Origin of the sequence: Corynebacterium gottingense, assembly GCF_003693265.1 — a bacterium.
Classification (GTDB): Bacteria; Actinomycetota; Actinomycetes; order Mycobacteriales; family Mycobacteriaceae; genus Corynebacterium; species Corynebacterium gottingense.
The window spans coordinates 102,079-120,419 of the sequence record NZ_RDRE01000005.1; the positions used below are offsets into that span (position 1 = coordinate 102,079).

12 protein-coding genes are annotated in these 18,341 nt (G+C 64.6%); 1 reads left to right on the plus strand and 11 read right to left on the minus strand.

Annotated features, from left to right (window positions below):
• Positions 1–2 precede the first annotated feature (2 nt).
• The 6 genes from folE to dacB all read right to left on the minus strand — a co-directional run bounded on the left by folE (position 3) and on the right by dacB (position 6,274).
• A complete protein-coding gene (gene folE, locus EAW56_RS04805) occupies positions 3–575 on the minus strand; it encodes a GTP cyclohydrolase I FolE (RefSeq protein ID WP_095275596.1) in 573 nt (190 codons plus the stop codon).
• A complete protein-coding gene (ftsH, locus tag EAW56_RS04810; protein ID WP_122085384.1) occupies positions 565–3,021 on the minus strand; it encodes an ATP-dependent zinc metalloprotease FtsH in 2,457 nt (818 codons plus the stop codon). The genes folE and ftsH overlap by 11 nt, the downstream gene beginning before the upstream one ends.
• Before the next feature lie 52 nt (positions 3,022–3,073).
• Complete coding sequence (gene hpt, locus EAW56_RS04815; RefSeq protein WP_122085455.1) at positions 3,074–3,664, minus strand: hypoxanthine phosphoribosyltransferase; 591 nt, start codon at positions 3,662–3,664, stop codon at positions 3,074–3,076.
• 90 nt (positions 3,665–3,754) lie between these two features.
• Positions 3,755–4,003: a hypothetical protein gene (locus tag EAW56_RS04820; RefSeq protein WP_122085386.1), complete on the minus strand. Its 249-nt coding sequence runs from the start codon at positions 4,001–4,003 to the stop codon at positions 3,755–3,757.
• 79 nt (positions 4,004–4,082) lie between these two features.
• Positions 4,083–4,994, minus strand: a complete 912-nt coding sequence (gene tilS / locus EAW56_RS04825) for a tRNA lysidine(34) synthetase TilS (RefSeq protein WP_122085388.1) — start codon at positions 4,992–4,994, stop codon at positions 4,083–4,085.
• Between the two features lie 2 nt (positions 4,995–4,996).
• Positions 4,997–6,274 (minus strand): D-alanyl-D-alanine carboxypeptidase/D-alanyl-D-alanine endopeptidase, encoded by a 1,278-nt coding sequence (dacB, locus tag EAW56_RS04830; protein WP_095536350.1) that lies wholly within the window; start codon positions 6,272–6,274, stop codon positions 4,997–4,999.
• 64 nt (positions 6,275–6,338) lie between these two features.
• Here dacB and EAW56_RS04835 point away from each other — a divergent pair, with 64 nt between their 5' ends.
• Positions 6,339–6,815: an inorganic diphosphatase gene (locus EAW56_RS04835; protein WP_122085389.1), complete on the plus strand. Its 477-nt coding sequence runs from the start codon at positions 6,339–6,341 to the stop codon at positions 6,813–6,815.
• Between the two features lie 221 nt (positions 6,816–7,036).
• Here the strand turns inward: EAW56_RS04835 and EAW56_RS04840 are convergent, their stop codons facing one another.
• The 5 genes from EAW56_RS04840 to EAW56_RS04860 all read right to left on the minus strand — a co-directional run bounded on the left by EAW56_RS04840 (position 7,037) and on the right by EAW56_RS04860 (position 18,288).
• Entirely contained in the window at positions 7,037–9,235 is a 2,199-nt protein-coding gene (locus EAW56_RS04840; RefSeq protein WP_122085392.1) for a hypothetical protein, read from the minus strand.
• Between the two features lie 66 nt (positions 9,236–9,301).
• A complete protein-coding gene (locus tag EAW56_RS04845; RefSeq protein WP_147453254.1) occupies positions 9,302–12,064 on the minus strand; it encodes a SpaA isopeptide-forming pilin-related protein in 2,763 nt (920 codons plus the stop codon).
• 144 nt (positions 12,065–12,208) lie between these two features.
• Positions 12,209–16,408: a DUF6923 family protein gene (locus EAW56_RS04850; RefSeq protein WP_147453255.1), complete on the minus strand. Its 4,200-nt coding sequence runs from the start codon at positions 16,406–16,408 to the stop codon at positions 12,209–12,211.
• Between the two features lie 41 nt (positions 16,409–16,449).
• On the minus strand, positions 16,450–17,379 hold the full coding sequence (locus EAW56_RS04855) for a prealbumin-like fold domain-containing protein (protein ID WP_095536308.1): 930 nt from the start codon (positions 17,377–17,379) through the stop codon (positions 16,450–16,452).
• Positions 17,380–17,385: 6 nt separating this feature from the next.
• Positions 17,386–18,288 (minus strand): class C sortase, encoded by a 903-nt coding sequence (locus EAW56_RS04860; protein ID WP_095554044.1) that lies wholly within the window; start codon positions 18,286–18,288, stop codon positions 17,386–17,388.
• Between the last annotated feature and the right edge of the window lie 53 nt (positions 18,289–18,341).

An 18,341-nucleotide genomic window follows, 5' to 3' on the forward strand; every position in this document is an offset into this window, starting at 1 on the left:
GGCTAGCTCCTTATCAGGCTCATGACCTCGGCGCGCGAGGCCGCGTTGGACTGGAAGCCGCCGCGCACCGCGGAGGTGGTGGTCACGGCGCCGGGCTTGCGGATCCCCCGCATGGCCATGCACAGGTGCTCGCATTCGACCACCACGATGACTGCGGAAGCACCAAGCTTATCGACGATCGCGTCAGCCACCTGCCCCGTCAACCGCTCCTGCACCTGCGGCCGCTTGGCGTACATGTCCGTGAGGCGGGCGAGCTTGGACAGGCCCGTGACCTTGCCGTCCTTGCCCGGGATGTAGCCCACGTGCGCCTTGCCGTAGAAGGGCACGAGGTGGTGCTCGCAAGTGGAGTAGATCGGGATGTCGCGCACGAGGACCAGCTCCTGGTGGTTCTCCGCGAACGTCTTCTCCAGGACCTCGGTGGGGTCGGTGTGGAGGCCGGCGAAGACCTCCTCGTAGGCGCGGGCGACGCGCGCTGGCGTCTCCTTGAGGCCCTCGCGGTCCGGGTCTTCGCCCACGGCGATGAGCAGTTCGCGCACCGCGGCTTCGGCGCGCTGCTGGTCAAACTTATTGGTCATTGTTGGGTCGGTCCTCTGGGTCGGTGCGGTGGTTGTCGCTGTTGCTGTCGCGGTCCTCTTTCCGGTGCCGCGGCAGCTGGCGGGTCGTGTCCTCGGACGCGGGGCGGTAGGCGGTGCTGCCGCCGCGGCCGTCCGCATCATCGTTGTAGTACGACTCGTCGGGGCGCTCGTTGTCGGGGAGGCGGAAGCCGATCTCGGCGGTCTCGTTGTCCGGCTGCTCCGGCTGGTCCGGGGTCGGCGCGTAGTTGCGCATCCCCGGGTGCTGGCCCTGCTGGCCCTGCTGGCCATCCCCCGGGTAGGTCCAGCCCGGAGGCGGCGTCGGGCCGCCGTAGTTCGGGCGGCTGCCGCCGGTCGGCGGGGTCCACTGCGACGATCCGTTGCCGTCCTTACCCGGCTTGCCCGGGTGCCAGTGGTTGCCGCCCTGCTGGCCCTGCTGACGCTGCTGGCGCTCCCGCTGACGGCGCTCACGCGTCGCCTTCGACGCCTCCAGGATGGAGAAGCGCTTCGGCGGCTCCTCGCCGCGCTCCTTCGCCAGCTCCACCGGCGTCTTGACCGGCTCGCGGCCGATCTGCTGGTGGAAGCGGGCGTCGTGGGCGGGCAGCTCGGGGCGTACCGGCTCGATGTCAGTAAACAGCTGCTCTAGGTCCGGGCGGCGCAGAGTCTCCTTCTCCAAGAGTGCGGAGGCTAGCGCGTCCAGCTGGTCGCGGTACTTTTCGAGGGTGCGGTAGGCCACCTGGTGGGCTTCGTCGAGAAGCGCCTGCATTTCCTCGTCGATCTTGGCGGCGACGGCCGGCGAATACTCCAGCGAGCCTCCGCCGCCCTTGCCGGAGAACGGATCGCCCTGCTCCTGGCCGTACTTCACGGCGCCGAGCGAGGAGGTCATGCCGTACTCCGTGACCATCGCGCGGGCGATCTTCGTGGCCTGCTCGATGTCGTTGGACGCACCGGTGGTGGGCGCGCCGAAGACGAGCTCCTCGGCGGAGCGGCCGCCCATGGCGAAGACCATGCGGGCGAACAGCTCGTTGCGGTTGTACATGCCCTTGTCGTCCTCGTCCGCGGTCATGGCGAAGCCGCCCGTGCGGCCGCGGGCCAGGATGGTGACCTTGTAGACGCGCTCGATGTCTTTGAGCGCCCACGCGGACAGGGTGTGGCCGCCCTCGTGGTAGGCGGTGACCTTCTTCTCCTGCTCGGAGATGATCTTGGTGGAGCGGCGCGGGCCGCCGATCACGCGGTCCGTCGCCTCCTCGAGCGCGTCGGTGGTGATGACGTTGCCGCCGACGCGGGCGGTGAGCAGGGCGGCCTCGTTGAGCACGTTGGCCAGGTCCGCGCCGGACATGCCGGCGGTGCGCTTGGCCAGCGCGTCGAGGGAGACGTCCTTGGCCAACGGCTTGCCCTTGGCGTGGACCTTGAGGATCTGGGCGCGGCCGGCCAGGTCCGGGTTGGTCACCGGGATCTGGCGGTCGAAGCGGCCCGGGCGCAACAGGGCGGGGTCCAAGATGTCGGGGCGGTTGGTCGCCGCGATGAGGATGACGCCCTCGCGGTCGCCGAAGCCGTCCATCTCCACCAGCAGCTGGTTGAGGGTCTGCTCGCGCTCGTCGTGGCCGCCGCCCATGCCGGAGCCGCGCTGGCGGCCGACGGCGTCGATCTCGTCGACGAAGATGATGCAGGGGCTGTTCTCCCGGGCCTGCTTGAACAGGTCGCGCACGCGGGAAGCGCCCACGCCAACGAACATTTCCACGAAGTCGGAGCCGGAGATGGAGTAGAACGGCACGCCGGCCTCGCCAGCCACGGCGCGGGCCAGCAGGGTTTTACCGGTGCCGGGAGGGCCGTAGAGGAGCACGCCGCGCGGGATCTTCGCGCCCAGCTTTTCGTAGACGCCCGGGTCCATGAGGAAGTCGACGACCTCCTGCAGCTCATCGACGGCCTCGTCGGCGCCCGCGACGTCCGCGAAGGTGTTGGTCGGGTTGTCCTTGGTCAGCTGCTTCGCCTTCGAGCCGCCGATGCCGAACATGCCGCCGCCGGACTGCATGCGGTACATCATGTAGGAGATCAGGCCGAAGACCAGGATCATCGGCAGCATGAAGCCCAGCATGGACAGGAGGAAGGACTCCTGCGTCACGTTCGTCTTGTACTTGTCGGCCCCGGACTCGCGCACGGCGTCGAAAATCTCCTGCGTGGTGCGCGCCGGGTACTGGGCGGAGATGGCCTCGACGCCCTCGTGCTCGTCCACCGTGATCGGCTCGCGCAGCTCTATGCGGACGCGCTGCTCGCGGTCGTCGATCTGCACCTCCTGCGCGTTGGAGTTGTGCAGCTGCTCGACGGCAACGGACGTGTCGACCGTTTGGTAATTGCGCGTGTCGTCTCCAAACAGCGTGAGGACGTACAGCGCGATGAGCGCGATGGCGGCGAAAATGCCCCACCGCAACACGTTTTTATTTTTAGTCATACAGTTTTTTGGGTCTTACTTGTCGTCGCAGTTAGTTGTCGCCAGGCGGGGCCTACTGGCCCTCGGAGTACACGCGCGGGTGCAGCGTGCCCACGTACGGGAGGTCGCGGTAGCGCTCCGCGTAGTCGAGCCCGTAGCCGATGACGAACTCGTTGGGGATGTCAAAGCCGACGTCGAGCAGGTCGATCTTGGCGGTCTGCACCTCGGGCTTGCGCAGCAGCGTGATGACCTCGAGGCTCTTCGGGCCGCGGCCGCTCAGGTTCTTCAGCAGCCAGGACAGGGTCAGGCCGGAATCGATGATGTCCTCCACCACGAGCACGTCGCGGTCGGCGATCTCCTTGTCCAGGTCCTTGAGAATGCGCACCACGCCAGAGCTGGTGGTGGAGTTGCCGTAGGAGGAGACGGCCATGAACTCCATCTCGGCCGGGATGGAAAGCTTGCGGGCAAAGTCGGTGAGGAAGAAGACCGCGCCCTTGAGCACGCACACCAGGATGAGGTCCTGCTCGGCGTCCTTGTACTTCTTCGAGACCATGTCCGCCAGCTCCTGGATGCGGGCCTGCAGGTCGTCCTCAGTCAGCAGGATGGCCTCAACGTCGTCGCCGTAGCGGTTCGCGGGGACGTTGAAATCCTTCTTGGTGTACAGCTCGGTCATGGTTGGGCCCTTCCATCTCCTGTTGGCTTACAACTCCTTCATACTGCCACCTCTTCCCCGCCTGCGACAACAACGGGAGGACTACTTGCAGCGGTCTTCCGGCGGTCGGGTACCCAGCCCGTATTGCAGGAACGGCGCGAGCAGCGCACCGATCAGCGCGGCGACCGGGTTGGCAAAGAAGAGAGCGGGGTCTGAGGAGAGGGTGGACGAGCCAGTGAACATGCCGCAGGAGGAGCCCGGGATCGCGGGGTGTTCTGCCGCGGGAGCTGCGGAAGCGGCGAGAGCGATCGCGGTCATTCCGGCGACCAGGGAAGTGCGGAGGGGACGCATGGTGAGCTGCCTTTTAGTCGGGGGAAGCGAATTTACGAACACGAGTCGTGTTGAGTATCGCGCAACCCCTCAAGCGGCGTTACTCGCGCCGCTCGAGGGTGAGTTCGCCGCCCACCCGGCGCACGCGCACTCCCCCGGCCATGTCCACGCCGACCTGACCGTTCCAATGCGTGATGAGCCGCTCGATGGCGGCGAGTTGCCCGCGGTTGGGGCGCACGTCTGCGCTGACAAGCCACGCGTGGATCCGGGAGCGGCGCACGGCGCTGGGCAGGGCGGCGAGTTCGTCGCAGGAGGTGGTCGCGGGGGCGTCGAGAAGCGATTGCGCGGCCGCGATCCGGTCGGCGGTCTGCGCCAGCGGCGGCACGGCGTCGCCACCAAGGAGCTCGGTGAGCGCGGGGATGATGCGCGTGCGCAGCGCTACTCGGCGAAACGCAGGGTCCCCATTCATCGGATCCTCCCACGGGGTCACGCCGAGCTCGGCGCACGCGCCGACCGTATCCGCGCGGCGGATGGGCAGGAAGGGGCGCACGAGGCGCCCGGCGCGCGGTGCCATGCCGGACGGGTTGCCGCGTAGCGCGCCGAGCAACAGCGTTTCGGCCTGGTCGTCGGCGGTGTGTGCCACCCACACCTCGCCACCGCGGGCGAAGAGCGCGGCGTAGCGGGCCTCGCGCGCCGCGGCCTCCAGGTTCCCGCCGCGCGGCACCGCCACCTCCACGACCTCGGCCGGGACGCCGAAGCCTCGCGCCTGCTCGGCGGCACGCTTTGCGACGCCCCCGCTGCCCTCCTGCAGCCCGTGGTCCACCACCACGGCACGCGCCGGGATGCCTTCAGCGGCCGCGGCGGCGACGAGCGCGAGCGAATCGGGCCCGCCGGACAGGCCGATGACCACGGGCGCTGCGGCAGCGTCTGCGGCAAAGTCTGCGGCGCGGACGGCGCGCCGACAGGCCAGGAAGTGGGGCGAGGTGCGGGGCCAGAACGGCTGCGCGGCCATGGCTAGAAGTTGCGGAGGACGGAGGCGAGCTGGTCCATCCCCTGGCGCGCTTCCAGGATGGACGAGTCGTTGGAGATGAACGCGAAGGTGTAGACGTTGCCGTTCACGCTGGTGACGGTGCCCGCGAGCGCGGAAGTCTCATCGAGCGTGCCGGTCTTCGCGCGCACCCAGCCGCGGCCGGCCAGGTCGCCGTAGCGGGAGGCGAGGGTGCCCTCGCCCGCGGCGACGGGCAAGGTGCCCAGTAGGTCGCGGATCGGTGCTTCGGTGGCTGAGGAGAGTAGGACGCCATCAAGCAGCGCGGGCGGGATGCGGTTCGCGTCCGAAAGCCCGCAGTTGTCCAGGAGGGTGGTGCCGCTGACGTCGAAGCCCTGCTCCGCGAGCGTGTCCAGGGCAGCCTGCGGCGCGTCGGTCGTGCCCCGCGCCAGCGCGAGCTCGCGCCCGATCGCCTCGGCGTAAACATTGTCGGAGTTGCGCATCATCACCCGCATCCGCTCGAGCAGGGTCGGCGACTCCACCGACGCCACGACCTCCGCGTCCGCGGGCGCCGGGCCATCGGCGACGGCGACGTTCGCCGCCCCCAGCCGGTTCGCCAGCGCCTGCGCCACGTCCAGGGCCGGGGTGTGGGTGCGCGGGACGTCGCCCTCCGTCGCCCCGCCGAGCCGGCCGCCGGAGAGCATCGCGGGCTGCATCGGCGCCACGAAGCCGGCGTCCACGTTCTCCGGGTCCCAGCTTTCGGGGTATTCCTCCATGCCGTCCCAGGAGGACGTGTCGATGGTGACGGTGTCGACGGCGCCTCCGACGTTGCTGACCTGGGCGGCGAGCGCATCCAGGGCTTCGTCGTCGAGCCAGACGTCGCCACCGGCCAGGATGGTCACCTCGCCCGGGTTCGCGCCGCGCACCACCGCGGTGGACAGCGTATCCTCCGGGCCCAGCTGGTAGAGCGCGGCCGCGGCGGTGAGGACCTTGGTCACGGACGCCGGCCGCAGCGGCTCGTCCGCGTGCTGGTCAAAGACGACCTCGCCGGTGGCGGCGTTGGAGATCCGGGCGTGGAAGGTCCCAAGGTCCGGGTTTGCGGCGGGGGACGAGAGGGCGTCGATAAGCAACTGCTCATCAACCGGCGCACCCTCCGCGGGCGTGAGGAGACCGGGCGGGGCTTGCAGCGCGTAGGCCGGCGCGTGCTCAAGCGATGCGAGATCGCGCTGTGCCGCGACGCCGAACCCCGCGACGGTGCCGACAGCTCCGAGCGCGAGCGCGCCCACTACCCAAGTCCATACTTTCACGGGCACTAACCCTAGCCCACGTATGATGGTGAGCCGAACCATCACTCGAAGCAAAGGAGCAACAATGGCTACCGAGATCATCATCGAAATCCCGAAGGGCTCGCGCAACAAGTACGAGGTCGACCACGAGACCGGCCGCGTCCACCTCGACCGTTACCTGTTCACCCCGATGGCGTACCCCGCCGATTACGGCTACATCGAGCACACGCTTGCCGACGATGGCGACCCCCTCGACGCACTCGTCATCACCCCGGAGCCCGTGTTCCCCGGCGTTGTTGTCGCCGCGCGCCCGATCGGCGTGTTCAAGATGACCGACGAGGCCGGCGGCGACGACAAGCTGCTCTGCGTCATCGACGACGTCCGCTACGAGGGTTACCAGGACATTTCCGACGTCTCCGACTTCCTCAAGAACGAAATCGAGCACTTCTTCGTGCACTACAAGGACCTGGAGCCGAACAAGGAAGTCACCGGCTCCGGCTGGGGCGACAAGGCTGAGGCGGAGAAGATCCTGCAGGCAGCCGTCGAGGCGTACAAGAAGTAGCGCGTTTTGCTTTGCTGGCCCGGGCTTGCCGTTTCTTGGCGGCCCGGGCCTTTGCTGTTTTTGCGGGGGCGGGTGGCTCCGTTCGCGCGGTGAGGCGACAGGATGGTAACCAGAGGATGGGAACGTCAGGATGGTGATCAACCGAGTAACAGCCGCGAGTTTGCGAGACGTTACTCGACTAATCACCATCCTCTGGTTACCATCCTGGTTTTTCGACGCGCTTAGAAATTCGGCGCCGGAACCCCCGGAATCAGGCCGCCGGCCCACGCCCACCCGGCGCCGAGGATGCCGATGAGCCCCAGCACCAGCGGGATCACGATCGCGGCAATGGTCCCACCGCTCGACCCCTCACGCTCGCTCGACGCACTGCCGGACGCATCTTGGGCGTCGGCCGGCTCCGTCGGCGTGGTGGTCACCGTCGGCTGCGTCGTCGCGGTGCTGCCCTCGGTCGGCTCGGGGGTGGCGCTGGTCGGGGTTGCGACGCTGATGGTTTCGCTGGTCGTGCTGGTCGGACTGGTCGTGCTGGTCGGGCGCTCCGGGAGCGCCGGCCACGGCCAGCGAGTTTCCGTCGGCGCGGACTCCGCCACGTCGACCGGGCCAACGGTAGGCGCCGTTTCCTTCGCAGTCGCAGGCGCCTGAGTGCTTGTCGACGCCCACACATCCGTCACCTCCGCCGTGGACTCCCGCGGAGTCGACGCCACCGGCTTCGCAACAGTGGTCGTTGAGACTCGCTCAGTGGTTGCCTTGGGCGTTGCCACTGTCGTCATCGGGGCAGGCGTGGTCGCCTTGCTCGTCGTAGTCTCGGCGGTCGACGTCGTGGACTGCGGCTTCGAGGCCACAGGCTTCGCGGTAGTGGTCGTCGGCGCAACCGTCGTGGACGCCTCCGCCGATGTCGTCGGCGTCTCCTGCGTCGTCATTGCAGGCTTAGTGAACGTCTTCGGCGTATCCGCAGTCGTCTTCGGAGCGGGCTTCGCGGTAGTAGTCGCCTTGCTCGTCGGAGACTCGGCGGCCGACGTCGTCGACTGCGGCTTCGAGGCCACAGGCTTCGCAGTAGTAGTCGTCGGCGCAACCGCCGTGGACGCCTCCGCCGATGTCATCGACGTCTCCTGCGTCGTCATTGCAGGCCTAGTGAACGTCTTCGGCGTATCCGCAGTTGTCTTCGGAGCAGGCTTCGCGGTAGTAGTCGCCTTGCTCGTCGGAGACTCGGCGGCCGACGTCGTCGACTGCGGCTTCGAGGCCACAGGTTTAGCCGTAGTAGTCGTCGGGGCGGCCGGGGTAGATTCCTCCGCAGGCTTCGGCTGCTCAGAAGTAGCTTCAGACGTTGGCTCGCTGCTCGCCTTCAGCTCCGCCTCCAGCGCATCGCGATTGTCGGCAGCCTCAAAGAACGCGGCGAGGTACCGGTCGGCGTGCTGCTCCAGCTCTGCGGCGCGTGCAGCATCGCCTGCGTCCTCCGCTGCCTTGGCGTCTGCAAGTGCCTGCTGGTACTTCTCCGAGTAGTCTTCGACGGCCTGCTCAGCGTCTGCCATGGTGGCGGGCTTGGGAACGTAGATAGGCGGCAGCTCCGTTGGTGTCCGCTCCGTCGTGGTGGCAACCGGCGACGGCACTGAGGTCTCCGTGGTCTCCGGCGCGGCAGTTTCCGACGGCTCGGGCGCCACGGTTGGTTCCGGTTCCTCCGTGGTCTCCGGCGCGGAGGTCTCCGGCACGAAGGTCTCCGAGGGTTCCGGCTCGACGGAAGGCTCGGGCTCCGCCGAAGTCTCCTCCGCCGGCTCCGGCGCCTCGCTCGTCATCGGCTGCCCGCCCAGCTCGCGCAGCTGCGGGTGCGTCTGCAGCAGGATCTGCACGTCGAGCTTCTGCGGCAGCAGGGCGAGCTCGCCTCTGTTTGTGCCGTTCTTCATCAGCGCCCCGCTGCAGGAGTGCGCGAGCCCCATGGCGTGGCCCATCTCGTGGGCGATCGTCATCACCATGCTGGCGTGGTGGACGTTTGCCGGGTTGGCGTACAGCGACTCATTCAGCGTGACGCGGGGGTTGTTCCCAGGCGTGCCTTGCTGGCGGCCCGCGGTAATCCCAGGCAAGGACCCGAGCTCCAGCGTCACGGCTTCGGGGTCCCGGTGGTCCACGTACTCCACACGCAGCAGACCGCCGGTGGCTTTGATCCACGCGTCCATGGCCTCCTTCAGGTGCTCGCCGTAGGCGGTGGTGTTGTAGACCTTGAGCGTGTTGCCGTGGATGTTGCTTTGGTTCGAGCCGAAGAAGTAACGCTCCACGTCCGGGAGCTCCTTCCCCTGGTTCGCCAGCGCAGTATCAGTCTTGCACTGCGCGTCGAGCGGATCGACCTCTCCGCTGTACGCGTGCGCGGAGGGGGCGTTGACAATCAACAAGGAGGCGCCGAGCGCGGCGGCGAGATACTTTCGGGAAGACACGTGGGGACGACCTTTTTAAGAGATGACTAACGGCGTTCTTAGAAAGAGTACAGTTTCGCCCACCAATTAGCCAGTTCGCCGTCCGCGCCGCCACAGCCCGCAGAAACCAGCGCTGAGCATTATCGACGCCACGCCCACCCACACCATGAGCCCCGCACCACCAGTCTTTGGCAGGTTCCCTTGGCGCACGTTGGCGAGGGAGACACTCACGGTATTGGCGGCGCCGATGAGCTGCACGTTCTCCCCTGACGCGCCCGTCCACAGCCCCACCATCGGCGATTCCTGAGAAAACGCGCCGTCGGGGCCGCGGAACTCAATCACGTCCGTCTCCCCCTCGCGCACGACGCGCAGCACAATCGGCTCGGCGAGCAGTGAGTACCCGGCGGGCGCCTTCGTCTCCACAAGCTGGTACTCCCGGCCGCGCTCGAGGGCGGCTCCGGTGGTGAGGAAGCCGTCGGGGGTTGGGGTGAGGGGAATGGGGGACGACGGGGCGTCGATAAGCGGACGAAGCTCAAGGCCGGCCTCCAGGGCCACGGTGCGATCCTGGTGATCCACCTTGCGCACGCGCAGCTGCATGGGGCACGGCGCGGTGGCGACGTTGTCGGCCGGGGTGAGCTCACCGCCCGTATTGCGCGCGGTGACGGTGTTGGGGGTGCAGGTGGCGGTGGCGCGGGCGAACGCGAGGACGCGCGCCGTCTCGCCTGGGCGGAGCGCGCCGACGGTGATAGTGAGCGTGCCGTCAGCGGTGCCGCTTTTCGACGTCAACGGGTCACCGGCAGCGCGCTTGCCGTCGATGAGCGCCGCGGGCAGGGCGCTGGCCGTGGCTGGGTCGAACCCGGGCGGGAGCGTGTCGGTAAGCGTGGCGCCGGGGACGTCGGTGGTGCCGACGTTTTTCAAGTCGATGGCCCAGAATCTGTAGTCGGCGGGGTCGGCGCCGGTGGCGCGGACGGCGTCGCGAGCGGCGCGCAGCTGCCTCGCGACGGCAGGGTCACCGGACAGGGCGTTTCGCTTGGTCACGGTGAGGTCGCTGGGCGTGCCGGGAGTGAGCATGTAGTCCAGCTGGATCGGGCCGGCCGGCCCGCGCAGGTACTGGTCCGCCACAGGCAAGCTGGGGTCCTTGCGGAAGTCCATGGCCACCGCAACCGTTGAGCCTTTCGGCACGTAAAGTCGCTGCGGCAGCGTGAACTTCACGCCGCCCGCACCGTCAGTCTGGCCTTGCGCCGGGATGGGTGCGATCCCGCACGATCGGTCCTCTCCGGCCTTGCACGTGTAGAGGACCTTGCCGTCCGGGCCAGTGATGGTAAGCGTCTCGCCGCCGTCCAGCGAGTAGCCGTTTTGCGCCTTTACCGCCGCGGCGACCTCGCCTTCCAGCACGCCGTCTTCCTGCGTGGTGCGGGTGACGCGGGCGCGCGCAATGCCGTCCGCGCCGGACGGGGTGACGGTGGTGCGCCGCTTCTCGGGGTCTCCGGCATCGCCCCACGCGTAATCGCCCGCGCTCTCCTGCGTGACCGGGTGCGAGGCGTAGACCTCAAGCGCGTAGTTGCTCGCCGGCGGGATGCCGGTCATCTTTTCAAAGGACACGGCAAGCTGGTTGCCGCTCCAGATGTCCACCTTCTTGTACAGGGTGTCGGTCTCGGGGTCGAACAGCTGGATGTCGTACCCACGCGTCACGCCGCCCTCCACGATCGGCGTCACCTTCGCCGATTCCAGCGAGTACCAGCTGCCCGTATTCTTCAGCAGCGCGATCTTGCCCACCGGGAACGTCACGCTCGGCGAGGTGGTCATCACCCGAATCCTCGTCACCGCAAGCGTGGGGCTACTGCCCGCGGGGATCACAGTGTCCGGCCGCGACCCGCTCGCGGTGGTGCGCATGAAGCGCTTCACCCCGCCGAAGCCCATCGGCTCCTTGTCGCCGTCGTCCCTCGCGGGAAGCCCGGCCGTGCCAGTCGTGGTCGCGGTGGTCGCCAGCTTCTGCTCCACCGACCACGCCTGGCCCGCTGGCAGCCCCATCGTGCTGGTAGCTGCGTACGGCGTCGCCGCCCTCGCGCCGGGCGCGACCGTCTCTTCGCCTTCCGCAAACCCCATGAACTCGCGCTTCGCAGGGATCTCGTCGCTTTCCGCGACCCGGTACTCCCCCGCTTCGCCGGCGCGCACGCGCATGGTCACGTCCACCGGCGGAATCGTGTGCAGTGCGTTGAGGTCAAATCCAAGGAAGGCGCCGTACGCTGTGTTCGCCCACCCGAAGTCGCGGGCGTCGAGATCGCGCCCGTCCGCGGTCACGGAAAGCACCTCTGCTACTTCGCCGTCGCGCGTGAGCGCGAACACGTTTTCCGTCGACGCCGCGCCGCCCCACTGCCACAGTTCACCCCAAGGGTCGTGCACGCGTACGGTGTCAACGTTGCCGTCGCGCTCGACCGTGATGGGCGCATTGCTTATCGACGCCCCGTTGTCCCCCACCGTCCCTAGGCCCCCAATCCCCGGCGCCGCCGGTGCCGGGGCGCTATCTTGACTGGTCGGTGCTGAGGATCCCTCGGTGGCGACAGGGTTTGCGGGCTTCGGCGCATCCGCGCCTTTGCCCGACTGGGTGGAAGTTACGGAAGCATCTATCGGGGTGGTGCCGGTGGCATTCCACGCACCATCACCCGTGTCTTCCGTCGAGTCAGCGGTCTGCGCCGTGACGTTCGCGCTTTCCTGGGCGGTCGCATAGGGGTCCGCGACCGTGGCTGGGGTCGCCCCAAGCAGCAGCACACCAGTTGCGACCACCACAGATGGGGCCCGCAAGAGACGACGACGCGCCCAGGTTCCTACGTGCTGGTTGCGGATGCGCATCGTTCACCCCTTTTTTGTGTGGTGCGTGCTTGAACGCGCAAAATCTCCGTGGCGAACCCCAGCGTAAAACCAGGTTTTATTCGTTCACCACGGAGAAGTCTAGCCCTCAACCATTCAGGTGTATAGGCCCATATTGCTCGGAGCTTATGCTTGCGTCATCCTGCGACGAGCAAGCGCTGCACCAACGAGCATCAGTACGGTGCTCAACGCCAACGGCGCTTGGAGCCCTGGCCCGCCGGTCTTGGGCAGGTTGCCCTGGCGGACGTTGGCGAGTTCCAAGTACACAGTGTCCGTCTCTTTCTCGGGAAGATCGGAGCCCTGCCAGACGCTCATCACCGGCGAGTCCGTCGAAAATTCGCCATTCTGACCACGGAACGCAACGACGTCTTTTCCATCTTGCTTCGAAATTTTGAAAATAACAGGCTCGGTCAGCAGTGAGTACTGTACCCGCTGATTGTCTACTTCCCTGCTCGGAGCTTGAGTTTCGATCAACATGTATTCAGTATCTCGTTTTAGAACTTTTTCAGTGGAGTAACCGACGCCATCCGCCGCCTTAGAAAGCTCGATGCTCTCGGGTGCAGGTGCACCGTTTACCATCTCATGCAACTCGAAGCGAGCTCCATCTAGCGCCACCTTACGGTTCCCATAGTCCACTTTATTCATTCGGAGTTGCACCGCCGACGACCCATCGCAGCCAGCTTCCACCTTATTATTGGTTTGATTCGTGTCATTATCGTTGTTGAAAACCGTGGCCGCGTTGGGGGCGCACGCACCGTCAGGCTGCTTCGCAAAGATGAAGAAACGTGCGCTTTCTCCGGGCCAAAGTGCACCCGAACTCAGCTCGAGATAGCCCGTCATCGTGTTCAGTGTCTCTTTCGACGTGAACTTGGCCCAATCTTCTGAAGGTCGATTTCCATTCACCAGGGTGCCAGGTAAGAAACCGATCGAATCTCGAAGGTATCCCTCGGGGATCTCATCTTCTACACGGCCACCACTGGATGCACCATCGCCGACGTTCTTAATTTGCACCTCCCAAAATGTGTACTGCTTAAATTCTGAACCAATCTTTTCCTTCGCCTGGGCTAGCTCTTTTTGAAAGTTTTGATCGTCAGGGAATACCCGCTGCTTCAAAACGGCTAGATCGGATTGTGGATTGCCTTCAGCACGTAAGCCGTTACTCGAGGCATCCGTGTTGTACGAAAACGGGACATTCCATAGCACTTCTTCAACCTGAATTACCCTATCTGGTGAGCTCGGGTTCGTGATTCGAATCTGGGCTCCAGGACTTCCAGCCGAAGACTGGCCACCAACTGCAAAGCCTAAGTTCCCATTAGCGTATGTCCACGCCTTACCGAACGTGGTCTCAGCCTTCAGGACTTCACCGCCCTTGGTTGTACGTTGAGCCTCGGTCAACGGAAAGTACTCGGCCTTTCCTGTCTGAAGATCAAGACGTTCCAAAATAATAGGGCCACCATTTGCATTAAATTTTTTCCAGTCAACTCCGGTTTTTCCGTAGTGATTGCTTCCTACGATGCCCCATGCATGACCCGGATCACCCGGGTGCACCGCCAAGTCTTCGGAGACGGTCCGGGAACCATCAATTTTCGTACCCTGAGGCGTGGGCGCGCCGAAATTTTTACTTGAAGGGAGAGGTACTTTGTAAAGTTTTTGGGTTCCAGAGAGCGCTCCGTTTGCAAGGTAAAGTGTGCCATTGCTTACCACGCCACTATTGATGAGCATCATGTCGTTGAGTCCTTGCTGGCCCTTGTTATAGGAGTAATCGAACAAGGGGACTCCATTAGCGTCTAGCACTGGTCCGAGATTGCGGACAGCGCCAGTAACTGGATTGATTTGGAGAAGATTTCCTGGCGGATAACAGTCTGATTTACCGTCGGGCGCTTTTCGGTACTGGCTTATCGCGTAAAGCCAGTTGTCTGCGGGGTCATACGCTAGACCATTGTAAATCCAGTCGGAATCCCCTATTTTCTGGAACTTATCGCTGCCCTGGATCTGCTGGCTCAAGTTGGTTTTAACCATCAAGGTACGATTTCCGGTTCCGCCATTCGCGTCGACAGAAGTCGAGACATACACTTGCGTGCCCTGCAAACGCTCTTCGTCGGTCAATGTGCGCTTCGGTGCGGGTGTAGCCATCTGTACTTCGTCTGTAGGGGAATCGGTAACCTTCCCAATTTTTATATCTCGAGCGGCGCCCACAAGCTGAACACGAGCATCGATATCGAGGCCCGCGTAATCGGTAGACACCGACACATCGAACGCACCTCCTTTAGCAATAGCATCGTTTCCGCCTCCCGGAGGTCGCACCGTCAGGGTGCGACCGTCAGCAGACACTTCACTGTAGGCGTTCATGTTGCGGCGCGTGGCTCCCTGAGAGCTTGACGTAGTCAAGCCACCATCAAGCTGAGACGTGTAGAAAATCTCGACCCTGTCTTTCGTTATTCGACTCCCCTCCGGCACAGTAAGCGTAATTTTCTCAGTCGCGAGTTCCTGCGGCACGCCAGTCACACGAATCACTCGCTGGCCGGGACCTCCGGCCGTATTTTCGCTGATGACGCCCTGGTAATACTTGTGCTTCCCGGATCCCCCGTCGCCAAAGACTTGGCATTTGTCGTCGAACGCGTCTTGCACCAAATCCTCTGGAGCGAACCCAACTGACATAATCACAGGCCCTGTCGGTCCCGCAACGTACTTGTCCACGACGTTATATGGACCAACATCCGGATTCGGCTTGAAGTTCATGATGAGTTCGATCTTCGAACCGACTGGAGCTGCGATACGTTCAGGAAGGTAGAAGTCTACGCCTCCCCAACCACGATTTTCTGGGTCATTCTGAGCGACGTTCGGGAAAGGATCACCATTAAATACGGCAGGAGCAGTCCGTTCGTAAAGTACTTTCCCATTAGGAGCTGTTATTCGAACAGTAGGCTCTCCAGCCTCATTGCTCAAGAAATATCCGTTTTGTTCTTTGACGCTTCCCCAGATATGGCCAAAAATTTCACCTTCTTCAGTTGTCGTTCGAGATACTTCCACCCGAGATACGCCTTCGCTGTCAGCAGGGTAAACGGTGGAGCGCATCACTGTATCTCCGACCTTCTCTTCCCAGCTATAGGTATTGCGCAGTCGCTCGTCGACACGGTAGGAGCCATACACCTCCATCTTGTAATTACTTGGTGTGACTCGCCCAGTAGAGCTGTTAAACACCATTGCAATGTCATTCCCGCTCCAAATGTCGACGTTCTCACCAGGTTTACCGTCTACCGGGTCGAAAAACTGAATGTCGTAGCCTTTAATCCGCCCTCTATCGTCCTTAATGGGCAGCGTTTCGATGTTGGACGATGGATAGTACCTCGTACCGTTCTTGCGCAATACCATAGGTAGGTTCACGCGATTAGAGTTGTTCTCCTCATTCCACACGCGGACACGCGTAACACGAATGTCCTTCCCAATTTGGTTAGGGTGACTTCCTGTAACTGTCGTCGAGAGGAACGGTTTCCCGTTCCCGGAAATTCCCAGTCCAGGTGTGCTTGGAATATTTACCGTTCCACCAGTTAAATCGGATGTTTCCATTTTTCGCTCAAGGGACCACGCTTGCCCCGAGCCAGCGCTCACCCGATACCCTAACGCGGTGAGATCCTCTTCTTCCGGTTGGCCGTCAAGACCTATGAATTCGATTTTGGTCGGGATGTCCTCGCTCTCGGCGATGTCGTACTCGCCCTTGGTCTCCGTCTTGACCTTGATGGTCACGTCGACCGGCGGGATCGTTTGCAGCGCGTTCAGGTCAAAGCCGATGAAGGTGCCGTCCTTGGTGTTTACCCAGCCGAACTTCTTGCGGTCTAGCTCGCGGCCGTCGGCGGTGACGGAAAGGACCTCGGTGACCTCGCCCTTGCGAGTCAGCGCGAAGATGTTTTCCTCTGAAGCCTTTCCGCCCCACTGCCACAGTTCGCCCTCGGAGTCGTGGACGTGGATGGTGTCCACGTCGCCGTCACGTTTCACGGTGATGCCGTCTTCGGTAACCGCGCCCGGGAAAAGCGGGCTCGGGCCAAGCGGCGCCGTGCCTCTTGGTGTCGCTGCTGGCGAGGACTGCGCCGGAGAGGTTGCAGCGCCCGAGGGGGAAGCGGGGGCTGCAGCGTCCGTGCCTGAAACTCCGTCGGCAGCTTCGGCAGCGCCGGAGTCAACAGATGGCAAACCTGCGTCCAGGGCCGGCTGTTCGGCGGACACGGAATCGGGGGCAGACTGGTCGGCAGTCGGCTCGGCCACGCCGGCGGGGGCGGTGCCGATAGCCATGACAAGCACGGCCGCGAGCAGCGCACGGACCGGTCGTGCCACGCGCGAGCGCGTGGTGGTGTGACGCATCGATGTACTCCTCATTAGTCTTCTTCCTTCCTCCGTGCCGCCAGGATCACGCCGACCAGCACCAGGGCCATGCCCAATCCTGCGGCCCAGAGCACGTCAGCACCGGTAGAGGCCAGGAAGCCTCCGCGGTCGTCGTTGCTGTTGCTGCCGTTCGAGCCGCCACCGTTACTGCCGCCGCCTCCGCCGTTGGCGGTGGCCAGGCCAGTGGTCGTTTCGGTGGTGCGCACCGTCGTCGGCTCCGTGGTGCGCTTGGTGGTGGTTTCGCCCGTCGTCTTCGTGGTGGTGCGGGTGCGCTCCGTCGATGGCGTGCGCTCCGTGCTCGGCGTCACAGTCGGGGTGGTGGTCACCGTGGTGGTCGGCGGAGTCGGGGGCGGGGTGTTCGGCGAGGTCGAGCCGCCTGGCAGGTTGTTGCCCGGCTTGGTCACGATCACGTTGTCATAGTTGAAGCGGTCGCCCGTCGCGTTGGCCAGCGGCAGGACGATCAGCTTCGGGTTGGACAGCCGGTAGTCGTAGTCGGAATCCGGCGCGGACTCCTCGAGCAGGTACAGGCCCGGCCGCAAGTCCATGAACTGTACGCGGCCGTTGTCGCCGGTGGTGAGGGTGGAGATTTTGTCCAGTCCGGCAGCGTGGGCGTCGTCAAGCGACATGCTCCGCGCCGCGCTACGGCCGCCGGACGTGGTGATGTCCACACCGCGCACCTGCGACAGCGTGAAGATTGCGCCGGCGATGGACGTCGGCTTCTGGCCCGCCGGGATGTCGTCGTAAGGGTTGCTGGCTACCTTGCGGACCATCAGCGAGATCGGCTCGTTGACGTCGACGCTTTCCGCCGCGATGTTGCGGTCGTTGCCGCTGATGACACGGTCGTCTGCGGTAGCAGGCAGCGACGCGCCGACGAGCACCACCGACACCGCACCAGCGGCCGCGAAGTATTTGAGTGTGCGCACTAGGACTTAAACCTCCTCGTTCGAAGCGCCCGCGCGATCGTTCTTCTTTTTCTCGCGCCAGATCCACCAGGCCAAGCCCAGGAGAATCGCCAGCGCAACAAGTCCGAGCGCCCACATCCACCACTGCACGGTGCTGGTGGATTCATCGAGCACGCTCGCCTCGTCCGGATCCATGGGGACGCGCTCCGCGTGGACGAGAAGGCGGTGCGTGTTAATGCCGTAGGGGGTGCAGGTGATCAGGGTGAGCAGGTCGCGACCTTCCTCGGCGCGGAGGCTGTCAGTCTCCTCGGGCAGGACCACCTCGATGTCGTAGACCTGGTACTTCATCCGCTCGCCGAAGGTGGAGAGGTAGATGGCGTCGCCGACTTCGACGTCCACGAGGTCGTCGAAAAGCGTGGCGTTGGTCAGGCCCGTGTGACCGGTGATCACCGAGTGGAAACCCTCGCCGCCGGTGGGCAGCGCCGAGCCGTACAGGTGGCCGAGGCCCTTCTGTAGCGTCTCGTCGCGCGTGCCGTGGTAGACGGGCAGGCGGAGGTCAATCGACGGGATGGCCAGCTGCGACATCGCGGACACGCCCTCGAGGTGCTTCTCGTACTCCTGGTAGTCCAGGTTGTCCTCGGAGATGCGTGCAAGCCACGGGTCCAGAATCGGGCCGTCGGTGTGCGTGCGGTTGTACTCCTTGGCCGCCTCGAGCGCTTGGTTGATCTGCTCCGGCGGCGCCTCTTGGATCTGCTCCTCGTACTGCTTGGCCACCTGCTCCTGCACCCGGTTGTTCCACTGGGTGGCCACGACCGGGTACATCAGCACCATCAGCCCCGCCAGGATAATGATGACCGGCAGCGCAATGCGCTGGAAAAACGGCTTCTGCGCCGGCTTTTTGCGGTGCTTGCCTTCCACGGCAGTAGTCACTGCGCGATCCTTCCTACCTAGGCACGGCTGATGTGTAAAAACTGGGCGGGAGT

Excerpts from the sequence above, each read along its gene's own strand:
- folE (WP_095275596.1), bottom strand. The coding sequence starts at position 575 with ATGACCAATAAGTTTGACCAGCAGCGCGCCGAAGCCGCGGTGCGCGAA.
- ftsH (WP_122085384.1), bottom strand. The coding sequence starts at position 3,021 with ATGACTAAAAATAAAAACGTGTTGCGGTGGGGCATTTTCGCCGCCATC.
- EAW56_RS04820 (WP_122085386.1), bottom strand. The coding sequence starts at position 4,003 with ATGCGTCCCCTCCGCACTTCCCTGGTCGCCGGAATGACCGCGATCGCT.
- tilS (WP_122085388.1), bottom strand. The coding sequence starts at position 4,994 with ATGGCCGCGCAGCCGTTCTGGCCCCGCACCTCGCCCCACTTCCTGGCC.
- EAW56_RS04835 (WP_122085389.1), top strand. The coding sequence starts at position 6,339 with ATGGCTACCGAGATCATCATCGAAATCCCGAAGGGCTCGCGCAACAAG.
- EAW56_RS04845 (WP_147453254.1), bottom strand. The coding sequence starts at position 12,064 with ATGCGCATCCGCAACCAGCACGTAGGAACCTGGGCGCGTCGTCGTCTC.